The following is a 23,727-nucleotide window of genomic DNA, read 5'->3' as shown; positions in this document are numbered from 1 at the left end:
GAACTCAGCTGAGCCAGGCGCGGTGTTCGGCGACCCGCGCGACCAGCCGATCCCGCTGCTCGGCGACGCGCTCCGGAGCGGTCCCGCCACGAGCGTTGCGCGAACTCACCGAGCCCTCGACGGTCAGCACTTCGCGCACGGCAGGCGTCAGGGCCGGGTTGATCTTCTCGAACTCTTCGTCGGTCAGTTCGTCCAGGCCGACACCGCGGGCTTCGGCGACGCGGACGCTCTCCCCCGCCGCTTCGTGCGCGACACGGAACGGAACGCCCTGGCGCACCAGCCATTCGGCGATGTCCGTGGCGAGGGTGAAGCCGGCTGGCGCCAGTTCGGCGAGCCGGTCGGTGTGGAAGGTCAGCGTCTCGAGCATGCCCGCGATCGCCGGGAACAGCAGTTCCAGCTGCTCGACGGAGTCGAAGACCGGTTCCTTGTCCTCCTGCAGGTCACGGTTGTACGCGAGCGGCTGCGCCTTGAGCGTCGCGAGCAGACCGGTCAGGTTGCCGATCAGCCGCCCGGCCTTGCCGCGGGTCAGCTCGGCGACGTCCGGGTTCTTCTTCTGCGGCATGATCGAACTGCCGGTCGCCCAGGCGTCGTCGAGGGTGACGTAGCCGAATTCGGCGGTGTTCCAGATGATCACCTCTTCGGCAATCCTGGACAGGTTGACCGCGAGCATCGCGACGTCGAAGGCGAACTCGGCGACGAAGTCCCGCGAGGCGGTGCCGTCGATGGAGTTCTCGACGCTGGTGTCGAAGCCCAGTTCCGCGGCGACGGCCTCGGGGTCGAGACCCAGCGAGGAACCCGCGAGCGCGCCGGAGCCATAGGGCGACTCGGCGGTGCGAGCGTCCCAGTCACGCAGCCGGGTAACGTCGCGCAGCAGCGACTGGCCGTGCGCGAGCAGGTGGTGCGCCAGCAGGACCGGCTGAGCGTGCTGCAGGTGCGTGCGGCCGGGGAGGATCGCGTCCGGGTGCCGTTTCGCCTGCGAAACGAGCGCGTCCACCACCCCGAGGGTGCCCGCGACCACCCGGCGGGCGGCGTCACGCAGCCACATCCGGAACAGCGTCGCGACCTGGTCGTTGCGCGAACGCCCTGCCCGCAGCTTGCCGCCGAGTTCGGTGCCCGCCCGCTCCAGCAGACCGCGTTCGAGCGCGGTGTGGACGTCCTCGTCGGCGACGGTCGGGGTGAACGCGCCCGACTCGACGTCCTGCGCCAGGGTGTCCAGCGCGGCGAGCATGCCGGTCAGCTCGTCATCGGTGAGCAGCCCCGCCTTCCGCAGCACTCGCGCGTGGGCCCGCGACCCGGCGATGTCGTACGGCGCCAGCCGCCAGTCGAAATGGGTCGACGCGCTCAGCGCCGCCATCGCCTCCGCCGGCCCGCTGGCGAACCGGCCGCCCCAAAGCTGCACCGGCTGCTCATTCCCGCTCACAACACTCCTCGAATTCCTTGATTACTTCAGGCGACTGATCGGTCGAAGGTAGCGCCTGTGCCGAAGTCGTACAGTGTGCGCTCGTCGCGCGCGGAGTTCACGACCGCGTTCCCTCGGTGCAGGACCAGGCGCACTTCGCCGGACACCCGCCCGAGACTGACCTTCTCCAGCTCGTCGTGCGCGCTGACCAGCGCGAGCGCGCCGGGACTCTCGTAGATCTCGCGTCCTTTGAGCCCGAAGGCGCCGACACGACGGTTCACCTGCTGGAAGGCCTCCAGCAGGGTCACGGTCTCCCCGTCGATGGCCACCGGCACACCTTCGTCGAAGGTGATGACCAGCTTCTCCGGGTCATCCGGGAAGGCGAACCCGTCAGGCGTCACCTTCGGTCTCCTCACCGCCGTCCACTGTGGACGACCGTCGGGCGAGCGCCATGAAGCGCTCGGCCAGGTCTTTGCCGGACAGCGGTTCCCTCGCGATCACCGCGACCGTGTCGTCGCCGGCGATGGAACCGACGACCTCCTCCAGCGCCGCCCTGTCGATGGCACTGGCCAGGAACTGCGCCGCGCCCGGCGGGGTGCGCAGCACCGTCAGGTTCCCGGACGAGTCCGCCGAAACGAGCAGTTCCGCGAGCAGCCGCGAAAGCCGGGACGTACCGCCCTGCACCCCGCGTACCGGGCTGCCGTCCTCCGGAATGACATACACCGGCGCGCCGGAATCCGCACCCCGGAGCTTCACCGCGCCCAGTTCGTCGAGGTCCCGCGACAGCGTCGCCTGGGTGACGTCGATCCCTTCCGCCGCCAGGAGCTTCGCGAGCTCCGTCTGGCTGCGGATGGCCATCGTGGACACGAGCTCGGTGATCCGGGCCTGCCGGGTGACCCTGCTGCCGGTCATCGTCGCCGCTTCTCGTCCATGAGCCACACCAGCAAGGCCTTCTGCGCGTGCAGCCGGTTCTCGGCCTCGTCCCAGACCGCGCTCGCCGGTCCGTCGATGACCTCGTCGGTGATCTCCCAGCCGCGGTGCGCGGGCAGGCAGTGCAGCACGATCGCCTCGTCCGCGGCGCGGCGCATCAGCGCGGCGTTGACCTGCAGCTCACGGAACGGGCCGACGCGGTCGAGGCCGTCGTTCTCCTGGCCCATCGAGGTCCAGGTGTCGGTGACGACGACGTCCGCGCCTTCGACGGCGGCATACGGATCGGTGAAGACCGTGGTGCTGCCGCCGGTTTCACTCGATCGATGCTTGGCGTCGAGCATGACCTGCTGATCGGGCTGGAAGCCTTCCGGCGAGACGACGCGGACGTGCATCCCGGCCGTGGTCCCGCCCAGCAGCAACGAATGCGCCATGTTGTTGGCGCCGTCACCGAGGTAGACCAGGGTGAGCCCGGCGAGCTTGCCCTTGCGCTCGCGGATGGTCATCAGGTCGGTGAGCACCTGGCAAGGGTGGAACTCGTCGGTGAGCGCGTTGATCACCGGGATGCTCGCCGCCGACGCCATCGCATCGATGCGCTTCTGGGCGAAGGTCCGCCAGACGATCGCGTCCAGGTACCGCGAAAGCACCCGCGAGGTGTCCTCGATGGTCTCTTCGCGGCCGAGCTGCATGGAGCGTCCGTCGACGATGACCGGGTTCCCGCCGAGCTGGGCGATGCCCACCTCGAAGGAGAACCGGGTGCGGGTGGAGTTCTTCTCGAAGATCGCCGCGACGGACTTGCCCTCCAGCGCGCGCGAGCTCAGCGGCTCTGCTTTCAACTGGTCGGCGAGGTCCAGGATCTCGGCCTGTTCGGCGGGGCTGAGATCGTCGTCACGGAGGAAGTTGCGGAGCATGCGTTTGGTCTCTGTCCTAGGTGGTGGTGGAATCGAGCGCCCCGGGAAGGGCTTCGAGGAATCCCGCGGCCTCGTCGGCGCTCAGGATCAGCGGCGGTGCCAGCCGGATGGTGTCCGGGGCGATCGGGTTGACCAGGTACCCCGCGTCCTGCGCCGCCTTGGCGACCGCGGCGGAGACCGGTTCGCGCAACGCGATGCCGAGCAGCAGCCCGGCACCGCGGACCCCGGCCACCAGCGGATGGCCGAGCTCCTCGACGCGAGAGGCGATGTCCTTGCCCAGAGCGGAAACGTGGTCGTTCAGGTTTTCCTTGGCGATGGTCTTGAGCACGGCGAGCCCGGCGGCGCAGCAGATCGGGTTGCCGCCGAAGGTGGTGCCGTGCTGGCCCGGCTTCATCAGCTCCCCCGCTTCGCCGACGCCGATGACCGCGCCGATCGGCAGACCGCCGCCGAGCCCCTTCGCCAGTGTGATGACGTCCGGGACGATGCCGGTGTGCTGGAAGGCGAACCACGCGCCGGTGCGGCCGATACCGGTCTGCACCTCGTCGAGGACCAGCAGGGTTCCGGTCGCCTTGGTGATCTCCCGCGCGGCCTGGAGGTAGCCGTCCGGCGCCGGGACGACACCCGCCTCCCCGAGGATCGGCTCGAGGAACACCGCCGCGGTCTCGGTGTCCACCGCGGCGCGAAGCGCGTCGACGTCACCATAGGGAACGTGGGTGACTCCCGGGACCAGCGGCGCGAACGCGTCCCGCTTCGACGGCTGACCGGTCAGCGACAAGGCACCCATGGTGCGGCCGTGGAACGCCCCCTCACAGGCGACGATCTTGGTCCGCCCGGTGAGCCTGCTGATCTTCAGCGCGGCTTCGTTGGCTTCCGCGCCGGAGTTGACGAACAGGACCTTCGCGTTGCCAGACAGGCCTGCGACGTCCAGGAGGGTCTCGGCCAATTCGACGGCGACCGGGTTCACGTAGAGGTTCGAGGTGTGCCCGAGTTTCGCGACCTGTTCGGTGACCGCGGCGACCACGGCGGGATGGGCGTGCCCCAGCGCGTTGACCGCGATCCCGCCGAGCAGGTCGACATACGGCTTGCCGTCGGCGTCCCAGACCTGCGCACCCTCACCGCGGACCAGGGTCAGCGCCGGGGTGCCGTAGTTGTCCATGAGGGACGACGTCCAGTGCTCCTGGCCGTCTACATTGGACTGGAGGGTGGTCACGGAAGCTCCGTTTCGGGGAAGACCATGGTACCGATGCCGCGGGAGGTGAAGACCTCCAGCAGTACCGAATGGGCGATGCGGCCGTCGATCACGTGCGCGCGGCGGACGCCGCCGCGGATGGCGCGCACGCAGGCCTCCATCTTCGGGATCATGCCGCTGGCGAGGCCGGGAAGCAGGGTTTCGAGGCGGTCCACGCGGATCCGGTCGACCAGCGAACCGCGGTCCGGCCAGTTGGCGTAGAGGCCTTCGACATCGGTGAGCACGACGAGCTTTTCCGCGCCGAGCGCGGCCGCCAGCGCGCCGGCGGCGGTGTCGGCGTTGATGTTGTGCACGACGCCGTCGACGTCCGGGGCCACGGTGGACACCACCGGGATCCGGCCCGCGTTGACGATGTCGAGCACCGCGTCCGGGTTGACCTCGGAAACCTCGCCGACGAGCCCGATGTCGACCGGCACACCGTCCACAGTGGCCTGTTTGCGCTCGGCGGTGAACAGCCGCGCGTCCTCGCCGGAGATCCCGACCGCGTACGGACCGTGCGCGTTGATCAGGCCGACCAGTTCGCGGCTGACCTGGCCGGTCAGCACCATGCGGACGATGTCCATCGTCTCGGGCGTGGTGACCCGGAGGCCGCCCTTGAACTCGCCTTCGACGCCGAGCCGGTTGAGCATCGCGGTGATCTGCGGACCGCCGCCGTGCACCACCACGGGGCGCAGCCCGGCCATGCGCAGGAAGACCATGTCCTCGGCGAAGGCCTGTTTGAGGCTCTCGTCGATCATGGCGTTGCCGCCGTACTTGATCACGACGGTCGCGCCGTGGAAGCGCTGCAGCCATGGCAGGGCTTCGATCAGGATCGCGGCCTTCTCGGCGGCCGTCGCTAGCCGCTCGTCCGCGGGGACGGTGGATTCGGAAGGGCTCATGACGAGTACGCGCTGTTCTCTTCGACGTACGCGTGCGAGAGGTCGGTCGTGTAGATCGTCGCCCCGCCTTCGCCGAGGCCGGGGTCGACGACGATCTGGATGTCACGCCCCGAGAGATCCGCCTCGGAGCGGTCCGCCGCGGGAGTGCCGTCGGCGAACAGGGTGACGCCGTTGATCGCGATGGCGACCTTCTCCGGGTCGATCTTCGCGGGCACCCTGCCCAGCGCCATGGCGATGCGGCCCCAGTTCGGGTCCGAACCGAACAGCGCGGTCTTGACCAGGTTGTCCTCGGCGATCGTCCGGCCGACGGCGATGGCGTCGGCCTCGCTCGCCGCGCCGGTGACCGTGACGTCGACGTACTTCGTCGCGCCTTCGGAGTCCGCGCGCAGTTGCAGCACGAGGTCGAGGCTGACCGTGGTGAGCAGTTCGGTCAGTTCGGCCTCCGTCGGTTCGACGCCGCTGGCGCCGGACGCGAGGACGAGCACCGTGTCGTTGGTGGACGTTCCGCCGTCGACGTCGAGCCTGTCGAAGGTCACGCCGGTGGCGGCGCGCAAAGCCTTGTCCAGGACCGCGGGCGTGACGACCGCGTCGGTGGTGAGGACGGAGAGCATCGTCGCGAGATTCGGGGCGAGCATGCCCGCGCCCTTCGCGAACCCGCCGACACTCCAACCGCTTTCGTGTTCCGCGGCCGCCTGCTTCGGCTTGCTGTCGGTGGTCATGACCGCGGTGGCGGCATCGAGAGAGGCTTCGGCGCCGGTGGCGAGTCGCCCGAAGGCGGTGTCCACACCGGAAAGCAGCGCGTCCATCGGCAGCCGCTCACCGATCAGGCCGGTCGAGCAGACCGCGACCTCGATCGCCCCGGCTTCGAACAGCCCGGCGACCTTCTCAGCGGTCTGGTGGGTGTCCTGGAAACCGCCGGGGCCGGTGGCGGCGTTCGCGCCGCCCGAGTTGAGGACGACGGCCTTGAGTCGTTGCTGTTTGAGCACCTCTTGCGACCACAGGACGGGCGCGGCCTTGATCACGTTGCGCGTGAACACGCCGGCCGCGACCTGCAGCGGCCCGTCGTTGACGACGAGCGCGAGGTCGAGCTTGCCCTCGGCCTTGATTCCGGCGGCGACGCCCGCGGCACGGAATCCCTTCGGCTGGGTGACGGTCACGGAGCGACTCCTACGGTCGGTAGTCCGGTGGTTTCCGGGAGGCCCAGTGCGATGTTCATCGACTGGACGGCACCTCCAGCGGTGCCCTTGGTCAGGTTGTCGATGGCCGCGACCACGATCAGGCGCCGGGTATCGGCGTCGACGGTGACCTGCAGCTGGACGTTGTTCGAGCCGACGACCGAAGCCGAGGACGGCCACTGGCCCGCGGGCAGCAGCTGGACGAACGGCTCGGTGGCGTACGCCTTTTCGTAGACCTCGCGGGCGCCGTCGGCGTCCAGATCGGTCTTCAGCGGGGCGCTGGCGGTGGTGAGGATCCCGCGTGGCATCGGGGCCAGCACGGGGGTGAACGAGACCTTGACCCGCTCGCCCGAGACCGCCGAGAGGTTCTGCGCGAATTCGGGGGTGTGCCGGTGGGCGCCGCCGACGCCGTACGCGGAGGCCGAACCCATCACCTCCGAACCGAGGAGGTTCGGCTTCAGGCTCTTGCCCGCGCCGGAGGTCCCGGTGACGGCGACGACGTTGACCTCCGGCTCGACCAGACCCGCGGCGAGAGCCGGGGCGAGGGCGATCGAGCCACCGGTCGGGAAGCAGCCTGGGACCGCGATGCGCTTGGCCCCGGCGAGGCGCTCTCGCGCGCCGGGGAGCTCGGGGAGCCCGTACGGCCACTGCCCGGCGTGGTCCCCGCCGTACCAGCGCTGCCAGTCGGCCGCGTCGGACAGGCGGTGGTCCGCACCGAGGTCGACCACCAGGACGTCCGGGCCGAGCTGCGCGGCAATGGCGCCGGAGTGGCCGTGCGGCAGGGCGAGGAAGACGACGTCGTGCCCGGCCAGGGTTTCGGGGGTCGTCTCCAGCAGGACACGGTCCGCCAGCGGCGCGAGGTGCGGCTGGTGCTGGATCAGCGGCGTGCCCGCGGAGCTGGCCGCGGTCAGCGCGCCGATCTGGATTTCGGGATGGGTCAGCAGCAGGCGCAGGAGTTCGCCACCCGCGTACCCGCTGGCTCCGGCCACCGCGATCTTCACCGTCATACGCATGATTATGCACTCCCATGCAAGTTCAATCAAACAAAGTCGTGTGGCTCACCCGATACGGGCTCGTATACAGGCATCCTTGAGCGCATGACCGATACGCCCGCCCGGCTGCTCAACCTGCTGTCACTCCTGCAAACCCCGCGCGAGTGGCCTGGCAGCGAGCTCGCGGACCGACTGGAGGTCAGCCCGCGGACCATCCGGCGCGACATCGACCGGCTGCGTGAGCTCGGTTACCCCGTCGAGGCGACTCGAGGCTCCGAGGGCGGCTACCGGCTGGGCGCCGGCACGGCGATGCCGCCACTGCTGCTCGACGACGAGGAGGCCGTCGCGATCGTGGTCGGTCTCCGCGGCGCCGCCGGACAGGCGATCTCGGGTATCGAGGAGTCTTCGGTGCGGGCGCTCGCGAAACTCGAACAGGTGCTGCCCTCGCGGCTCCGTTATCGCGTCGGCGCGCTGGGCGCCGCGCTCGTGCCGCTGCCCGGCACCGGCCCAGCGGTGGATCCGGAGCACCTCACCGTCTTCGCCGGCGCGATCGCCAACACCGAGCGGACCCGGTTCACCTACCGCACCGGCGACGGGACCGAATCCCGGCGGCACGTCGAACCGCACCGGCTCGTCACGGCCGGACGCCGCTGGTACCTGCTCGGTTACGACCTCGACCGGGACGACTGGCGGATCTTCCGCGCGGATCGCGTCTCGGAACCGCGGGCCACCGGCGGCCGGGCGACCCCGAGGCAGCCACCCGCGGAAGACGTGGCGGCCTACGTCACCGACAGGATGTACAGCCTCCTTCCCACCTACCGCGCACGCGTGACGTTGCACGCGCCGGTCAGCCAGGTCGCCTCCGCGATCGGCGAGGGTTTCGGCGACCTGGAACCGATCGACGACGAGACCTGTGTTTTCCACGCGGGCACGGACACCCTGTACTGGCTCGCGTTCCGGATCCTCGGACTCGGCTGCGAATTCACCGTGCACGAACCGCCGGAACTGATCGGCCACCTCCGGGAAATGGCGGCGCGGGCGAATCGCGGTGCGGCGTCCACAGTGGACTGACGGCGGCCGCGAGGGCCTGCTGACCCTCGCGGCCACCGGGATTCAGACGAGTTCACCCACCTCTCGCTGACTCGGCGGGATCGGGAGGTACGCGCCGCGGCGCTCCGGGTCGCAACCGACCCTCGGCAACCTGGCCCGGATCCCGCCCGGTGTCCGTTCGAACCGCCGCGCGATCTCCTCGACGCTTTCCCCGGCCAGCCAACGGCTTTCCAGTTCCGCGTCGAGCTCGTCGGACCACGGCGAGCCCTGATGCGCGGGGCGATCCACCGATCTTCGGCGGCCGTTCCGGCCGTTGCTCCGCCCGGCGAACGCCAGCAGCGTGTCGGAAAGGACGGTCGCCAAGGCCGGTATGGCTTCGGCGTCCATGTCGAGCCTGCCTTCGGCGACAGGCTCCTCCTGCGGTCCGGCGCCGCCGACCATTACGGTCACCCAGCGGTCTTCCCCGGCCGCGCCGCCACCCTCACGGGCGGCGACCTCGATGCGATAAACGGTGTCCTGCACTCGGATCTCGGTCCGGTGCTCTTCGACGATGGTCATGCCGGGGACGCTAACGGGCGGCCCCGACAATTCCGCGGCGCGGCGAGGGGAATTCGGCCGGGGGCGGTGGATGACCGGTACTTTCGTCGCTTTTGGGGACGAGAGGGTGCCGGTCATGACACGTTTCGGGCGCAAGTAGGTGGCGAATTGCGGGGCGCGCCATCGGTGGGGGGCACGAGCGACCGTGCCGATCTGGGCCAAAGGAAAAGCCCCGGTCCGGAAAACCGGACCGGGGCGGAACTTTCCGAAAAAGGCTCAGAAAGGCAGCGCCTGAGCCAGCGTCTCCTTCTTCACTTCCGCCACCGAAGACGGCACTTCGGACTTGGGTGCCGCGGAAGCACCGGCGGGCACCGGCTGCGGGACCGGCGCGCACTGCACGTCCGAACCGTTGCCCGGCTTGCGCACGGGCAGCTTCCCGGTGAGCAGGTAGTCCGCGATCTTGTCGTCCACACAGGACACACCGGACAGCGAACCCGAGTGCGTCGTGCCGCCCGGAGCGCTGATCAGGCTGGAGTTCGGGTAGCGCTTACGGACCTCGATGCTGCCGGGGTACGGCGTCGCGGCGTCGTTCTCCTCATTGACCAGGAGGATGCCCGGCACCTTGCTTCCGTCGATTTCCACCGGCTTGCCGGGCTTCGCCGGCCAGTCGAGGCACGGCGCGTTGAACCAGGCGTTGCCCCAGGTTTCGAACGGCGCCCGGAAGTGCGTGACCCAGTTGTCGAACTTCCAGCGGTTCCAGCTTTGCGGCCACGCCACGTCGGTGCACTGCACGGCCGCGTACACCGCGTAGCCGTTGTCCTGGCCAGGCGGGTTGGAGTCGTCGTACAGGCCCTTCAAGGTCTGCCAGTCACCCTTGTGCACCCAGCCCGAGAAGGCGTTCGCGATGTCCTCCCAGCCGAAGACGTAGTAGCCGGCCTGCAGGAAGATGTCCGTCCACTCGGAACCGCCGATGACGCCGCCCGCGGGCTTGTCGTACAGCTTCTTCTGCTCGGCGTACCACAGCTTCTCGACCGCCGACGCGGTCTTGCCGAGGTGGTAGACGTCGTCGTACTTCGCGAGCCAGCCGAAGTAGATCTTGATGTTCTTGTCGAAGGCGATGTCCTGGTTCAGGTTCGCCTTGTACCAGACGTCGCGGGGGTCGACGGTGCCGTCGAACACCATCCGCCGCACGTTCTCCGGGAACAGCGTGCTGTAGACCTGCCCGAGGTAGGTGCCGTAAGAGAAGCCGTAGTAGTTGATCTGCTTCTCGCCCAGCGCCTTACGCAGGCTGTCGACGTCCTTCGCGACGTCGATGGTCTTGATGTGGTCGAGGATCGCGCCGTTCTTGGCGCACGCCTTCGCGTAGCCCTTCGCCTTCTCGCGCCACGCCGTCTCGATGGCGCGCGTGGTCGGCACGTACTGCGGGCGGTTGTAGGACGCGTAGTTCCCGTCGCAGGTCAGCGACGGCTTGCTCTCCCCGACGCCGCGCGGGTCGAAGCCGATCCAGTCGTACTCCTCACCCGCCTTCTTGGGGACCGCCCGGCCGAGGGTCGACAGGCCGAGGCCCGATCCTCCCGGTCCGCCCGGGTTGACCACCATGACGCCCTGAGACTGGGCGGACTTGTGCTTCACGCGCGAGACGGCGATCGAGATCTTCTCCCCGCCGGGCTTCGCGTAATCCAGCGGGACCTCGAGGAAGCCGCATTCCGCGCCGGCCTTGACCAGGCTCGGGCGCGTACACGCTCCCCAGGAGATGGGCTTCGGATCGAAGTCCGACGCCGAGGCGGCCGTGGCGGAGGGAGCGAGCGCCATGGTGCCGACGCCGATCCCCGCGACCGCCAGGGCGGCAACGAATTTCTTCACTGTGTTCCTTTTCGTCCGCGTTCGACCCGGTCGGGCCGAAGCTACCGAGAACCGGCTTCAATCTCGCTGACCGACACGTGGACCGCCATCCCTCTTTAGTCGGTATCCGCACCTCGATCCGGGCATATCCGTCTTGTCGGTCCCCTGTCGTACGCTCGCGGCGCAGACTGGGGAAAGGAGAACGCGTGGACGAGGTGAAAAGCCTGGTTTCGGCGGTTCGCAACGGTTTGGCCGGACTGGCCGATCCGGCGAAGGCCCCGTCGATGCGGGCGTACATGAAGTCGGAGATGCCGTTCCTCGGTGTGGCGTCCCCGCCTCGGACAGCCTTGCTGAAACGGGTTTACGCCGAACATCCACTACCCGATCGAGTGAGTTTCTCGACGGCCGCGCTGACCCTGTGGCGCGAAGCGGAATTCCGTGAAGAGCGTTATGCGGCGATCGCCCTTTCCGGCCATCGCGCCTACACCCGCTGGCAGGACAGCGATCTGCTCGGCCTGTACGAAGAGATGATCGTGACGGGCGCTTGGTGGGACTACGTGGACGAGGTCGCCATCCGCCGGGTCGGGCCGATCCTGCGGGCGGAGCCGGAGACGATGACCACGCTGATGCTGACCTGGGCCTACGACGAGGACAGGTGGCGCCGCCGCACCTCGGTCATCTGCCAGGTCGGCGCCAAGGGCGGAACGGACACCGATCTGCTCACCCGTGCGGTGGAGGCCAACCTCGACGACAAGGACTTCTTCCTGCGCAAGGGAATCGGCTGGGCCCTGCGCGAGTACGCGAAGACCGAGCCGGACTGGGTGCGCGCCTTCGTCGCCGCGCATCCGGCACTGTCCACTCTGTCCAGGAAGGAGGCGCTCAAGCACCTGGGCGGTTGAGCACCGGCCTCGGGATGAGGGTGAGGAGCTCCTCGATCCCGGCGCCGAGTTCGGGCACCAGCTCTCGAAGGTCTTTCAAGTCACGGAGCAGGATGAGTCGCGTCTCCTGGGGCGGAGCCTTTTCGAGCAGCGCCGTGAGCTCACGTGTCGCTTCGGCGTGACGTCCGAGGGCGAGGAGATAGAAGAGCGGCTGCACCTCGTTCTCCCAAGCGAAGTCGCCGTCCGCGTTTCGCGCGATCGCTTCGGCGAGGCCGGCGGCGAGGGCCTGGTGGGCTTCGTCCGTTCGTCCGGTCTTCAGCCAGGCGAGGGACAGGAGGTCACGAGCCCACACGGAGTCCGTCGCGAGCGGACGCAGGATCTCCATCGCCTCGTCCGTCTCCCCCGCGAACAGCAGAGCCTCCCCGAGGTTCTCGCGGTGGTCGGCGTCCTCGGGATCCCCGGCGACCAGTTCACGCAGGTCCCGGATCGCTTCGCCGTACTCGCCCGCCTGGCGGCGGATCTCCGCGCGCAGGGTGCGGGCGCTCTCGTCCTGACCGGCGGCCAGCGCGCTGTCCACATCGGACAAAGCGCCCTCGAAATCCTCGAAGACGAGCCGGTGGCGGGCACGCCGATAGAACGCGTATCCCCCGTCCTGTCCCACCCGGATCCCCTCGTCCAACGCGGTGCCGGCCTCCTCGTGCCGGTCGAGATCTCTGAGGATGTCGCCCCGGGTGCTGTGGAAGAAGGCCATCTCCGGATTCGCCACGACCGCGGCGTCGATGTCGGCGAGGGCGGCCTGAGGATCGCCGGACCGCTGGTGGGCCATCGCGCGCCAGGTGTACGCCCACTCGTTGCCGGGATCGAGTTCGATCGCGCGGTCCAAGGATTTCACCGCTTCGCCGTACCTCTGCAGCCGGCTGAGCGTGATCCCCCGCTGCAGATGATTCTCGGCGTCTTCGGGGGCCAGCTCGACCGCCTTTTCGAAGTCGGCGAGCGCCGTCACGCGATCTTCCAGGTCGTCGTACGCCAAGCCGCGCATGTAGTAGGCCCACTCGTAATCCGGGTCGATCCGGAGCGCGGCCGTGAAACCGTCGATCGCGAGCCTGCTTCGCTCGTTGCGGCGGTGGAACGCCGCCCGGATCGCGTGGGCGCTGGCGCTTTCGGGGTCCGCCGCGACGATCGCGTCGAAGGTCGCCGACGCGGCGTCCACGTCTCCGGTCTGCTCAAGGAACGACGCGAGCTCCGTCAGGTAGTACACCTCCTTGGGGCGGAGGGCGACGGCCGCGCGGTGACCGGCGAGTGCCTCTTCCTTGTCCCCCAGCTCCGCGAACAGCGTCGCCCGGTAGTGGACGGCCCAGGCATAGTCGGGATCGAGCCGGATCGCGATGTCGATCTCGTCGATCGCCTTCCGGACGTCGCCGCGTTTGAAGTGCACCTCGCTCCGGATGCTGTAGGCCCACCGGTGGTCCGGCTGGAGACGGACGGCCTCGTCGAGGTCGGCCATCGCACCTTCGAGGTCGCCCAGCCGGGCCCTGGCCGACCCGCGTCCGCGCCACGAGTAGGCGTAGGTGGGGTCGAGTTCGATGGCCCGGTTCAGATCCGACAACGCCTGCTCCCACTCGCCTTCGTCGCGGAACAGGTTGCCCCGGTCACTCCAGACGTAGGGGTCGGCGGGGTTCAGGTCGAGAGCCCGGTCGAAGTCCCGTTTCGCCGCCTCGACGTCGTCCTGGCCTTCGTAGGCCCACGCGCGCCGCCGGAGCACCGTGGAAAGGCGGGCCGCGTCGAGCTCGGCCGCACCGGCGAGCAGGTCGAGCACTGGGATCTCACCGTCGCCGACCGCGGCGGCCAGGCGCTGGCCCCAGCCCAGTACCGCGGGCGCGTCCGCGTCGACCCCCGCCTGCTCCATCATGCGCGCCCAAGCGCGGGCGGCAGCGGTGCCGGTGGTGATCATCTCGGCCGCGGCGAGCAGCGCGTCCGGCAGCGCTTCGGCCGGGCTCGCGCACAACCGGTGGTAGGTGTGCTCGAGTTTCCTTCGCTGCCAGCGCTCGTCGTTCCAGGCATCACGGTGGCTGCTGAGCCCGAGTTCGGCGCACCGGCCTTCGTAGTACTCGCTGAGCTTGCGGTGCTGCTCGGCGAACGCGGCGGGCGAACTGCCGCGTTCCAGGCGCACCATCGGGCCGCGGACCACCGGGTGATAGCGCACCGGGAGTTCACGCCGCCCGACGAACGGCAGCTCCCGCAACCAGCGGAAGGTCTCCCCCGCGGTCTCCTTCCCGGTCAGCACGCCGATCACGTCCTCGTCCAGGACGCGGGGTAACGACGCCGTGGCGGCGATCTTCTGCTTGGCCTTGTCGGGAACCCAGTGGAGGAACCGCTTGACCGCGTCATCGCTGGGATCGCCGACGGCGTCCGCTTCGGTGGGGTTTCCCTGTGCCAGCATGGCGACCAGGACGGGCAGCCCGTCGGTCAGCCGCAGCACGGTCTCGACCACCTGCTCGTCGGTGATCCCGTGCTCCGCGAGCAGATGACGCGCCTCCGGCCCGGTGAAGGGCCGGAGTTCGATCTCGCGCACCAGTGGCGCGTGCCGGTTCCATTTCGCCTCGTCCAGTGGGAACTGGCCCGCCACGGTGAGCACGAGATTCTGTGGGAGATCGCCGTACAGTCCGCCGAACAGGTCGAGCAGCCAGGTCTCCAGTACCGGCGCGGTCCGTTCGAAGGTGTCGAAGAACAGCGCGATCTGCCGGGTCTCCGGGATACGCCAGAGGTCCTCGACGAACGGTTTGGTCAGCTCCTCCGCCGGTTCCAGGAGCAGCTGGACATCGGCCTTCCGCTTGAACTTCGCCGCGAGGTAGACCTGCAACTGCTCCAGCTGTTTCGCCGTCGCGTCCGCGTCGATCGCGTCGGCGGCGATGCTTCCGCCGGGCAGGGTCTTCGCCACGCCGAGGCCGGCCTTGACCACGGCCTTCGTCACGAGCTCGCGACCCGCCGCCGGAGCCTGCGGATCGTTGTGGAGCCGTTCCCTCGCCTTGAGGTACGACTCGTAGCGCTTCTCGAACCGGCGCATCTCGTGCCCGCCGCGAGCGAGGTCCTTCGCCAGTTTGACCAGTGTCGCGGGCAGATCCTGTTGCCGGTCGTCAGCGAACCCGACGGCGGCGCGGGTTTCCTCGGCGATACCGCGAAGCTGTTCGAGGAGGAACGACTTGCCGACCCCGGCGAGACCGTGCACCGAGTACAGGTACCGGCGGCGCCGGTCGCTCCCGGGCAGCCCCAGATTCCCCCGGAAGTCCTCGCGTTCCCCGACCCTGCCGACGAAACCGTCGCTCAGCCGGGCACGGGCGATGTCTTGGATACTGGACCGACCGTCTGGACGTGACACAAGTCCTCACTTTGCCACACCTGAAGCGCGTGAAGGCCCCCTTCCCTCGGCTCAGCCGAGGGAAGGGGGCCTTCACGGGACTTCGGATCAGGTCCGCAGACTGGCGCCGAAGCGTTCACCGGCGACCGCGACGGCGGCGTCGCGGGCCTTGGTGGCCTCATCGACGGTCAGCGTGCGGTCCGTGGCGCGGAACCGCAGCTTGTACGCCACCGAACGCTTGCCCTCGCCCAGTTGCTCGCCCTGGTACGAGTCGAACAGCGTGATGTCCTCGAGCAGTTCGCCCGCGCCTTCGCGCAGCGCCTCGGCAAGGTCGGCCGACGGCACACCCGCCTCCGCGACGAGGGCGACGTCGAGCAGCACCGGCGGGTACGCCGAGATCCGCGGCGCCGGACGGCCGTCCGGGATCGGGATCGCGTCCAGGTCGAGTTCCATCGCGACGGTGCGCGGCGGCAACCCGAGCGCCTCGACGACCTTCGGGTGCAGCTCACCGGCGTAACCGACGGGCCACTGCCCCACCCGCAGCTGCGCGCAACGGCCAGGGTGCCACGGCGGCTGGTCCGCCGCGGCCGTGGTCAGCTCGACCCCGGCGGCCTGCGCCACCAGCCGCGCGGCCTGCACCGCGTCGGCCCAGTTCGCCTGCTCGCCCTCGCCCCACCAGCCCGCGCGACCACGCTGGCCCGCGAGCACGACGGCGACGTGCAGCGGCTGCGGCGGGACCGCCGCCTCCAGCACCGCGAGCTCCTCGTCGGTGGGCCGCCGGTCCACCCCGAGCGAAGGCATCGGGATCGGGTTCGGCCCGGGCAGCACGACCTGTCCGATGTGGAACAGCGAGACATCCTTGAAGCCACGGGAAATGTTGCGCTGGAGGATCTCCAGCAACCCCGGCAGCAGGCTGCTCGCCATCCGGTCCTTGTCCGCCTCCAGCGGGTTGCGGACCTTCACGGTGCTGCGGCGGACGTCGTCTTCGGGCAGCCCGAACGCGTCCCAGACCGAGTCCGAGATGAACGGGAAAGGCAGCACCTCGACGTAGCCGCTCTCCGCCAGCGCGCGAGCGACCGAGCGACGACGGCGCTGCGTGTCCGTCAGGCCCCGGCCTGCCGGGGCTTCGGGCAGCACCGACGGGATGCTGTCGTAGCCCTCCAGCCGGAGGACCTCTTCGACCAGGTCGGCAGGCTGCACCAGGTCACCGCGCCAGCTCGGCGGGACCGCGGTCACCAGCGCGGTGCCGTCCTCGGACGTGCCCACGTTGACCTTGCACCCGATCTGCGACAGCCGTTTGACCGTGACACCGCGCTGGTAGCGCACCCCGGCCACCTGGTCGGGCAGGCTGATCGGCATGGTCACCGGCGGGTTCGGCTCGACGCCGCCCTCGTCGGTGCGGCCGGGCAGGATCGAGCCTTCGCCGTACTGACGGAGCAGGCGCGCCGCGAGTTCGACGGCCACCGCGCACAGCTGCGGGTCGGTGTAGCGCTCGAACCGCTTGGCCGCCTCGGAGAACAGCTTGTGACGGCGGGCCGTCCGGCTGATCGACGACGGATCCCAGTGCGCCGCTTCGAGCAGCACGTCGGTGCTCTCCGGCGTGATCTCCGTCGACGCGCCACCCATCGTGCCCGCCAGCGAGATGACCCCGCTGTCGTCGGCGATCACCACGTCGTCCGGGTCGAGCGTGCGCTCGACATCGTCCAAAGTGGTCAGTTTCTCGCCCGGCTTCGCCTTGCGCACCACCAGATCGCCCTTGACCGAACCGGTCGCGAAGGCGTGCAGCGGATGCCCGAGTTCGAGCATCACGTAGTTGGTCACGTCGACCGCGAGGGAGATCGAGCGGATACCCGACAGCATCAGGCGACGGCGCATCCACCACGGCGTCGGCGCGGTCGCGTCGAGGTTCTTGACGCGGCGCAGCACGAACCGCTTGCAGCCCTCGGTGTCTTCGAGGTGCACCGGCCAGACGTCGCTCTCGGCCTCGGGGACCTCGAGGGACGCCGGGTCGCCGAACGGGACGTCGAGCGCGTTGGACAGCTCGCGGGCCAGGCCGCGGACCGACAGGGTGTACCCGCGGTCCGGGGTCGGCGTCACCTCGAGGACGGTGTCTTCGAGGCCGAGCAGCTTGTTCGCGTCCTCGCCGGGGCTGGCCGTGCTCGGCGGCAGCACCAGGATGCCCGAGTGGTCGTCACCGATGCCGAGTTCGCTCGCGGAGCAGATCATGCCGTCGCTGAGCCTGCCATAGGTCTTGCGCGAACCGATCTCGAAACCACCGGGCAGCACCGTGCCGGGCAGCGCGACGACGACCAGGTCGCCCTCGGCGAAGTTCGTGGCGCCGCAGATGATCCCGCGGGTCCTGATCCCCGTGGGACCGTCGTCCTCGAAGGGGCCTTCGTCGTCATCGTCATCGTCGGCACCGTCGGCGTCGACGTTCTCGTCAGGCTTGGCGTCGTTCTCCGGCTCACCGACGTCGACGCGGCAGAAGCGGACCGGCTTCTTGAACTCGGTGAGCTCCTCGATCTCGGCGACACGGCCGACCACGAGCGGACCGGTGACCGGTTCGAGTTTCCGGACGTCGTCGACCTCGATGCCGATGCGCACGAAGGCGTCGGCCAGATCCTGGGCGGTGACCTCCTCGTCGACGTCGAGGTGTTCGGTCAGCCAGCTGGCTGGGACCTTCACTCAGGCCTCCGTTCCGAAGGGCAGGGTGAACCTGATGTCGCCCTCCACCATGTCGCGCATGTCCGGGATTCCGTTGCGGAACTGCAGGGTGCGCTCGATACCCATGCCGAAGGCGAAGCCCGAGTAGACCTCGGGGTCGACGCCGCAGGCACGCAGGACATTGGGGTTGACCATGCCGCAGCCGCCCCATTCGACCCAGCCGGCGCCGCCCTTCTTCTCCTCGAACCAGACGTCGACCTCGGCCGACGGCTCGGTGAACGGGAAGAAGTGCGGGCGCAGGCGGGTCTTCGAGCTTTCGCCGAACATCGCGCGGGCGAAGGCGTCGAGGGTGCCCTTGAGATGTGCCATCGTCAGGCCCTTGTCCACGGCGAGGCCTTCGACCTGCGAGAACACCGGGGTGTGCGTGGCGTCGAGCTCGTCGGTCCGATACGTGCGGCCGGGGCAGACGACGTACACGGGCAGGTCACGGTGCAGCAGCGTGCGGGCCTGCACCGGCGAGGTGTGGGTCCGCAGCACCAGGCCGGAGTCCTCCTCGCCGAGGTAGAACGTGTCCTGCAGCTGGCGCGCGGGGTGGTCCTTGCCGAAGTTCAGCGCGTCGAAGTTGAACCACTCGGCCTCGAGTTCCGGACCGTCGGCGACCTCGTAACCCATCGCGATGAACGCGTCGGCGATCCGATCCGACAAGGTCGCGATCGGGTGCCGGGCGCCACGGGGCACGCGGTCCCACGGGAGCGTGACGTCGACGGTCTCCTCGCGGAGCACCTTTTCGTCACGCTCGACCTGGAGCACGGCGCGGCGGGCGTCGAAGGCGGCTTGGATGGCTTGGCGCGCTTCGTTGACCCGCTTTCCCGCCTCGGCCTTCTCCTGCTTCGGCAGGGCGCCGATCTCGCGGCGGGCGAGCAGCAGCGGAGACTGGTCCCCGAGGTGGGCGGGTTTGACCGCGGCCAGCGCGTCGAGATCCGCCGCGGCCGCGAAATCGGTCTCGGCCTGTTTGACGGCGGCCGTCAACGTTTCCGGCGCGAGCGTTCCCGCCTGGGGGTCCTGCTTGTCGTTGGCTTCGGACATAACTCCTCGGCGTCCGCTGGGACTGGTCCGGTGCACGCGAGCGCACACATGGGTTTAGCAGCTGCTGAATTCTATGGGACAGCGAACGGCGGCCCCCGATCACCCTCGGGCTGGGCACACCGTCACTCGGAAGTGCGAAAAACGCGCTCTACGCCGTAAACAAGGTGCTGGAACGAACAGTGCGTTCCATGAGAGCTCCCTTGGCGTCGTGGTACGAGCGGCGTGATGCCCGCGACTCTACGTGGTGGCGGTCCGGGAGGCCATCGCATTCGTGTACACGCAGATCGCGGCGGCCGTCGCGAGATTCAGGCTCTCCGCCCGGCCGTACATCGGGATCTTGACCGCGAGATCGACCGTCTCCAGGACGCCCTGCGGCAGTCCATGCGCCTCGTTGCCGAAGACCCACGCGGTGGGCTCGTCGAAGGTGACCTGATCGAGCTCGGTGTCGGCGTAGCCGTGCGCGCCGAAGGTGCGGAGTCCGGCGGCGGAGCAGGCCTTCAAGGCCGCGTCGACGTCCCGGATCCGGGTGATGGCGGGGTGGAACAGGCTGCCGGCGGCCGCGCGGACGCATTTGCCGTTGTGCGGGTCGACGCTGTCACCCGCGAGAACGACCGCGTCGGCACCGGCGGCGTCCGCGACCCGGATCACGGTGCCCGCGTTACCGGGGTCCGCGACGTCGACGAGGACGACGACGAGCTTCGCGCCCGGCTTCAGGACGGTCTCTTGTGGACGGTCGACGAGCGCGCAGACCGCGACGATGCCTTGCGGCGTCACGGTCTCGGACAACCCGTCGGCCGCGCGATCGGTGATCGGCGAGACGGCGACGCCCGCCTCGCGCGCGACGGCGACCAGGCGCTCGTGCTGCGCGGCGGCGCGTTCGGTCACGAACAGCTCGTACACCGTGCCGTCTTCGAGCGCGGCTTCGACCGCGTTCGCGCCCTCGGCGAGGAACCGGCCGGTCTTCTCACGTTCGGCCCGGCGGGTGAGCTTGCGCGCAGCAACGACCCGGGGCGTCCGTTCGGTGAACGGAGCCGCCCCGGGTCGTTGAAGAGCGCTGTCGCCGGTCAGGCCGACTTCTTCTCTTCGGTGTTCACGTTCGCCTTGGCCAGCTCGGCCAGCGCGGTGAAGGCGGCGGCGTCGTTGACCGCGAGTTCCGCGAGGATCTTGCGGTCCACCTCGACACCCGCGGCCTTGAGACCCTGGATGAGGCGGTTGTAGGTGACACCGTTGGCGCGGGCGGCCGCGTTGATGCGGGTGATCCACAGCCGACGGAAGTCACCCTTACGGGCACGGCGGTCCCGGTAGGCGTAGTTCAGCGAGTGAAGCGTCTGCTCCTTCGCCTTGCGGTACAGCCGCGAACGCTGGCCGCGGTAGCCGCTGGCGAGCTCGAGAGTCGCGCGACGCTTCTTCTGGGCGTTGACAGCCCTCTTGACGCGTGCCACTGGGGTCCATCCTGTCGATCTGGGGGCGCGCTGGCGCGCCCGGCGTTTACAAAGTGCGGGGTGTCAGCGGCCGAGAAGGCGCTTGACGCGGCCGACGTCGTTCTTGGCGATCTCGGTCGTGCCTTCGAGGCGACGGGTGAGCCTGTTGGACTTCTTCTCCATCAGGTGGCGGCGGCCGGCCTTCTGGCGGCGCAGCTTGCCCGAACCCGTGACGCGGACTCGCTTCGACGTCCCGCTGTGCGTCTTCATCTTCGGCATTACGTTGTCCTCTTTCGTGCGGCGGCACACCGGTGTTTTCCGGTGTGCCGCTGACATGGGCTTGTCGGCGCTACGCGTCGGCGGGCGGCTCGGGCGCCTCGTCCTTGGCGGCCTTCGGGCCCTTGGTCGGCTTCACGTTCTTGTGCGGGGCCAGCACCATGATCATGTTGCGACCGTCCTGCTTCGGCGACGACTCGACGAAACCGAGTTCCGTCACCTCGTCGGCGAGCTTCTGCAGCAGACGGAAACCGAGTTCCGGCCGGGACTGCTCGCGACCGCGGAACATGATCGTGACCTTGACCTTGTTGCCGGCGGCCAGGAAGCGCGACACGTGACCCTTTTTGGTCTCGTAGTCGTGCTGGTCGATCTTCGGCCGCAGCTTCTGCTCTTTGATGACGGTGAGCTGCTGGTTGCGGCGGGACTCGCGGGCCTTCTGCGCACTCTCGTACTTGAACTTGCCGAAGTCCATGAGCTTGCATACGGGCGGGCGTGCCTGCGGAGCGACCTCGACGAGATCGAGATCGTTCTCCTGTGCCAGCCGCAGCGCATCTTCGATCCGGACGATGCCGACCTGTTCACCGGCCGGTCCGACGAGGCGAACCTCCGGTACCCGGATTCGGTCGTTGATGCGTGTCTCGGAGCTGATGGGGCCTCCCTGGTTCGAGGTAAATTCTTCTACCGTTTCGACCTGGTGCCCACATACCGAAGGCCCCGGTACCGTGAGGTACACGAGGCCCACTCTTCCGATCGTGTTCGATCTCCAGAATCGAACACACCGCCTTGACGCCCGAAATCGTCTTGACGAGACCGGACCCGGACACCTGGTCTTACGGCGGTGACACGGGTGGGAGCGGGGCTCCACTTGCCGCCCCCGATCGCTCGGGGGCTGGTCGCTCGTGGAAGGCTACCAGATGTGTCAGAAGAACCCGTTCAGCAGCCCCCGTATTCCCCGGACGTCCGCGACCTGGAGGACATCCCGAGCGTCGAGGTGATCAGCAGGGCGGCCGTCATGCTGCTCTCCGCGGGCGCCGAACGCCTCGGCCTCGCGGACGAGGACCCCGCCAGCTCCCCCCACCGCGACCTCGACGAAGCCCGTCGCCTGATCACCGCCCTCGCCGGGCTGGTCACCGCTTCGGCAGAGTACCTCGGCCTGCACGCGGGCCCGTTGCGCGACGGCCTCCAGTCGCTACAGAAGGCGTTTCGCGAGGCTTCGGCCGTGCCCGACGCGCCCGGCCAGGGGCCGGGCGAGAAGTACACGGGACCGGTCTACTAGGAGGCCTTCCCTTCCTCAAAGTGTCAGGAAAGGGTCGTTCAGGACGTTTTTCGTCAGGAACGACCCTTTCCTGACATCCGGGCTACCGAACCGACGCCAAGGCAACTAACATTTCAGATGTGAGTGGGTTAGCGAAGGTGCCGAGATCCCTCCTCAGGGACGAGGCCTACGAGAACATCCGCCGGGCGATCATCGACGGGACGCTGCCGCCGGGGACGAACCTGCGCGACGGCGACCGCGCCGAGCAGCTGGGGCTTTCCCGGGCGCCGGTGCGCCAGGCGCTGCTGCGGCTGATCGAGGACGGCCTCGTCGAGTCGAAGCCGCAGAGCTACACGCGCGTGGCCGGGTTCGTTCCCGACGACGTCCGTGACGCATTGCAGCTGGTCCGCGCGTTGCACGAGTTCGCCGTCCGAGCCGGCGCCCCGCGGATGGGACCCGCGGAGGTCGCCGCGATGCGCGCGGCCAACTCCCGGTTCGCCGACGCGATCGCCGCCGGGGACATCGCGGCCGCGATCGCCGCCGACGACGAGCTCCACGACGTCCCGGTCGCCGCCGCGCGCAATCGGGCGATCGCCGCGACGCTGGCCCGCTACACGCCGCTGCTGCGCCGTCTCGAATACGCCCGCTTCGGTTCCCTGCCCGCGCACCGGTCGGTCCAGCGTCACGCGGAGCTGGCCGACGCCATCGAAGCGGGCGACGTCGACGCGGCCTGCGCGATCACCGCCACGATCTGGACCGAGCTCGAAGACCTCCTGGAGACGCCATGACCCTCGCCGATTTCCCGCGCTACCCGCTGCTGTTCGGTCCCTCCCCCGTGCACCCGCTCGAACGGCTCACCGCCCATCTCGGCGGCGCGAAGGTCTGGGCGAAACGCGAGGACGTCAACTCCGGGATCGCGTTCGGCGGCAACAAGACCCGGAAGCTGGAGTACCTGGTCGCCGACGCGCTCGCCTCGGGCGCGGACACGCTGATCTCGATCGGCGGCGTGCAGTCGAACCACACCCGCCAGGTCGCCGCGGCCGCCGCGCGGGCCGGCCTCAAGGCCGTGCTGGTGCAGGAGAGCTGGGTCGACTGGAACGACCCGATGTACGACAAGGTCGGCAACATCCAGCTTTCGCGCATCCTCGGCGCGGACATCCGGATGGTCGAGGCCGGATTCGGCGTCGGCTTCAAGGAAAGCTGGGAGAACGCGGTCAAGGAGATCGAGGACGGCGGCGGAAAGCCGTATGCGATCCCGGCCGGCGGCTCGGACCACCGGCTCGGCGGGCTCGGTTTCGCGAACTGGATGGTCGAACTCGAAGCGCAGGAGGCGGAGCTCGGCGTCTTCTTCGACACGGTGGTCGTCTGCTCGGTCACCGGCAGCACGCAGGCCGGGATGGTCGCCGGGGCCGCGCTTTCCGGGAAGCCGCGACGGATCCTCGGCATCGACGGGTCGGCCAAACCGGCCGAGACGCGCGATCAGATCACCCGCATCGCCCGCGCGACCGCGGAGCTGATCGGCGCCGGCGAGGTCGGTGAGGTCGAACTGGACGAGCGCTACCACGCCGGGATCTACGGCATCCCGGACGAGTCCACCCTCGACGCGATCCGCACGCTGGCGCGGCTGGAGGGTGTGCTCACCGATCCGGTGTACGAGGGCAAGTCCATGGCGGGGCTGATCGACCTCGTTTCCCGCGGTGAGATCTCGCGGGACTCGAACGTGCTCTTCGCGCATCTGGGCGGGCAACCCGCGCTGAACGGGTACACGAGCGTGCTCTAGCGGCTGGACGCAATGAAAGGTCCTTTCCTTGCAAATTTTGCAAGGAAAGGGC

22 protein-coding genes are annotated in these 23,727 nt (G+C 69.1%); 5 read left to right on the top strand and 17 right to left on the bottom strand.

Going from position 1 to position 23,727, the window contains the following annotated elements; all coding sequences use genetic code 11:
• Positions 1-4: 4 nt before the first annotated feature.
• Genes argH through argC form a run of 8 tightly spaced genes read right to left on the bottom strand, consistent with a single transcriptional unit; the run spans position 5 to position 7,546 of the window.
• Positions 5-1,420, bottom strand: a complete 1,416-nt coding sequence (argH, locus tag DMH03_RS30615) for an argininosuccinate lyase (RefSeq protein ID WP_125795410.1) — start codon at positions 1,418-1,420, stop codon at positions 5-7.
• Positions 1,421-1,446: 26 nt separating this feature from the next.
• Positions 1,447-1,800, bottom strand: coding sequence for an argininosuccinate synthase domain-containing protein (locus DMH03_RS30610; protein WP_125795409.1), 354 nt, complete (start codon positions 1,798-1,800; stop codon positions 1,447-1,449).
• Entirely contained in the window at positions 1,790-2,311 is a 522-nt protein-coding gene (locus DMH03_RS30605) for an arginine repressor (protein WP_034321647.1), read from the bottom strand. Before DMH03_RS30605 ends, DMH03_RS30610 begins: the two co-directional genes overlap by 11 nt.
• Positions 2,308-3,237, bottom strand: a complete 930-nt coding sequence (argF, locus tag DMH03_RS30600; protein WP_125789858.1) for an ornithine carbamoyltransferase — start codon at positions 3,235-3,237, stop codon at positions 2,308-2,310. The genes DMH03_RS30605 and argF overlap by 4 nt, the downstream gene beginning before the upstream one ends.
• A gap of 16 nt (positions 3,238-3,253) precedes the next feature.
• Positions 3,254-4,447 carry an acetylornithine transaminase gene (locus DMH03_RS30595; protein WP_125795408.1) on the bottom strand — a complete coding sequence of 398 codons (1,194 nt, stop codon included), beginning with the start codon at positions 4,445-4,447 and terminating at the stop codon, positions 3,254-3,256.
• A complete protein-coding gene (gene argB / locus DMH03_RS30590) occupies positions 4,444-5,364 on the bottom strand; it encodes an acetylglutamate kinase (RefSeq protein WP_125789860.1) in 921 nt (306 codons plus the stop codon). Before argB ends, DMH03_RS30595 begins: the two co-directional genes overlap by 4 nt.
• Positions 5,361-6,521, bottom strand: coding sequence for a bifunctional glutamate N-acetyltransferase/amino-acid acetyltransferase ArgJ (gene argJ, locus DMH03_RS30585; protein ID WP_125795407.1), 1,161 nt, complete (start codon positions 6,519-6,521; stop codon positions 5,361-5,363). The genes argB and argJ overlap by 4 nt, the downstream gene beginning before the upstream one ends.
• Entirely contained in the window at positions 6,518-7,546 is a 1,029-nt protein-coding gene (gene argC, locus DMH03_RS30580) for an N-acetyl-gamma-glutamyl-phosphate reductase (protein WP_125795406.1), read from the bottom strand. The genes argJ and argC overlap by 4 nt, the downstream gene beginning before the upstream one ends.
• A gap of 90 nt (positions 7,547-7,636) precedes the next feature.
• Between argC and DMH03_RS30575 the strand changes: the two genes are divergently transcribed.
• Positions 7,637-8,602 (top strand): YafY family protein, encoded by a 966-nt coding sequence (locus tag DMH03_RS30575; RefSeq protein ID WP_125795405.1) that lies wholly within the window; start codon positions 7,637-7,639, stop codon positions 8,600-8,602.
• A gap of 42 nt (positions 8,603-8,644) precedes the next feature.
• On the opposite strand, the gene DMH03_RS30570 is transcribed toward DMH03_RS30575, so the two are convergent.
• The gene (locus DMH03_RS30570; protein WP_125795404.1) at positions 8,645-9,139 is read right to left on the bottom strand and encodes a helix-turn-helix domain containing protein; all 495 of its coding nucleotides are present in this window, start codon (positions 9,137-9,139) and stop codon (positions 8,645-8,647) included.
• Positions 9,140-9,394: 255 nt separating this feature from the next.
• Positions 9,395-10,981, bottom strand: coding sequence for an alpha/beta hydrolase (locus DMH03_RS30565; protein WP_125795403.1), 1,587 nt, complete (start codon positions 10,979-10,981; stop codon positions 9,395-9,397).
• A 185-nt stretch (positions 10,982-11,166) separates the two neighbouring features.
• On the opposite strand from DMH03_RS30565, the gene DMH03_RS30560 reads away from it, so the two are divergent.
• Complete coding sequence (locus DMH03_RS30560) at positions 11,167-11,859, top strand: DNA alkylation repair protein (RefSeq protein ID WP_125795402.1); 693 nt, start codon at positions 11,167-11,169, stop codon at positions 11,857-11,859.
• On the opposite strand, the gene DMH03_RS30555 is transcribed toward DMH03_RS30560, so the two are convergent.
• The 7 genes from DMH03_RS30555 to infC form a co-directional block, all read right to left on the bottom strand.
• On the bottom strand, positions 11,840-15,214 hold the full coding sequence (locus DMH03_RS30555) for a tetratricopeptide repeat protein (RefSeq protein WP_125795401.1): 3,375 nt from the start codon (positions 15,212-15,214) through the stop codon (positions 11,840-11,842). The genes DMH03_RS30560 and DMH03_RS30555 overlap by 20 nt on opposite strands.
• Before the next feature lie 87 nt (positions 15,215-15,301).
• Entirely contained in the window at positions 15,302-17,878 is a 2,577-nt protein-coding gene (pheT, locus tag DMH03_RS30550) for a phenylalanine--tRNA ligase subunit beta (RefSeq protein WP_125795400.1), read from the bottom strand.
• On the bottom strand, positions 17,879-18,943 hold the full coding sequence (gene pheS, locus DMH03_RS30545) for a phenylalanine--tRNA ligase subunit alpha (protein WP_125789869.1): 1,065 nt from the start codon (positions 18,941-18,943) through the stop codon (positions 17,879-17,881).
• Between the two features lie 237 nt (positions 18,944-19,180).
• A complete protein-coding gene (locus tag DMH03_RS30540; RefSeq protein WP_125795495.1) occupies positions 19,181-20,011 on the bottom strand; it encodes an RNA methyltransferase in 831 nt (276 codons plus the stop codon).
• Positions 20,008-20,385, bottom strand: a complete 378-nt coding sequence (gene rplT / locus DMH03_RS30535) for a 50S ribosomal protein L20 (protein WP_125795399.1) — start codon at positions 20,383-20,385, stop codon at positions 20,008-20,010. Before rplT ends, DMH03_RS30540 begins: the two co-directional genes overlap by 4 nt.
• Positions 20,386-20,448: 63 nt before the next feature.
• On the bottom strand, positions 20,449-20,643 hold the full coding sequence (rpmI, locus tag DMH03_RS30530; RefSeq protein WP_007028043.1) for a 50S ribosomal protein L35: 195 nt from the start codon (positions 20,641-20,643) through the stop codon (positions 20,449-20,451).
• Between the two features lie 70 nt (positions 20,644-20,713).
• Positions 20,714-21,289, bottom strand: a complete 576-nt coding sequence (infC, locus tag DMH03_RS30525; protein WP_125795494.1) for a translation initiation factor IF-3 — start codon at positions 21,287-21,289, stop codon at positions 20,714-20,716.
• A gap of 267 nt (positions 21,290-21,556) precedes the next feature.
• Between infC and DMH03_RS30520 the strand changes: the two genes are divergently transcribed.
• The 3 genes from DMH03_RS30520 to DMH03_RS30510 all read left to right on the top strand — a co-directional run bounded on the left by DMH03_RS30520 (position 21,557) and on the right by DMH03_RS30510 (position 23,675).
• Complete coding sequence (locus DMH03_RS30520) at positions 21,557-21,916, top strand: DUF1844 domain-containing protein (protein ID WP_061987073.1); 360 nt, start codon at positions 21,557-21,559, stop codon at positions 21,914-21,916.
• 119 nt (positions 21,917-22,035) lie between these two features.
• Positions 22,036-22,683, top strand: a complete 648-nt coding sequence (locus DMH03_RS30515) for a GntR family transcriptional regulator (protein ID WP_125795398.1) — start codon at positions 22,036-22,038, stop codon at positions 22,681-22,683.
• Positions 22,680-23,675, top strand: a complete 996-nt coding sequence (locus tag DMH03_RS30510) for a 1-aminocyclopropane-1-carboxylate deaminase (protein ID WP_125795397.1) — start codon at positions 22,680-22,682, stop codon at positions 23,673-23,675. The genes DMH03_RS30515 and DMH03_RS30510 overlap by 4 nt, the downstream gene beginning before the upstream one ends.
• The last annotated feature ends 52 nt before the right edge of the window (positions 23,676-23,727 follow it).

Source organism: Amycolatopsis sp. WAC 01376 (assembly GCF_003947415.1).
Classification (GTDB): domain Bacteria; phylum Actinomycetota; class Actinomycetes; order Mycobacteriales; family Pseudonocardiaceae; genus Amycolatopsis.
The sequence above is the reverse complement of the archived record's forward strand: the minus strand, read 5'-3'. Positions and strand labels throughout refer to the sequence as shown.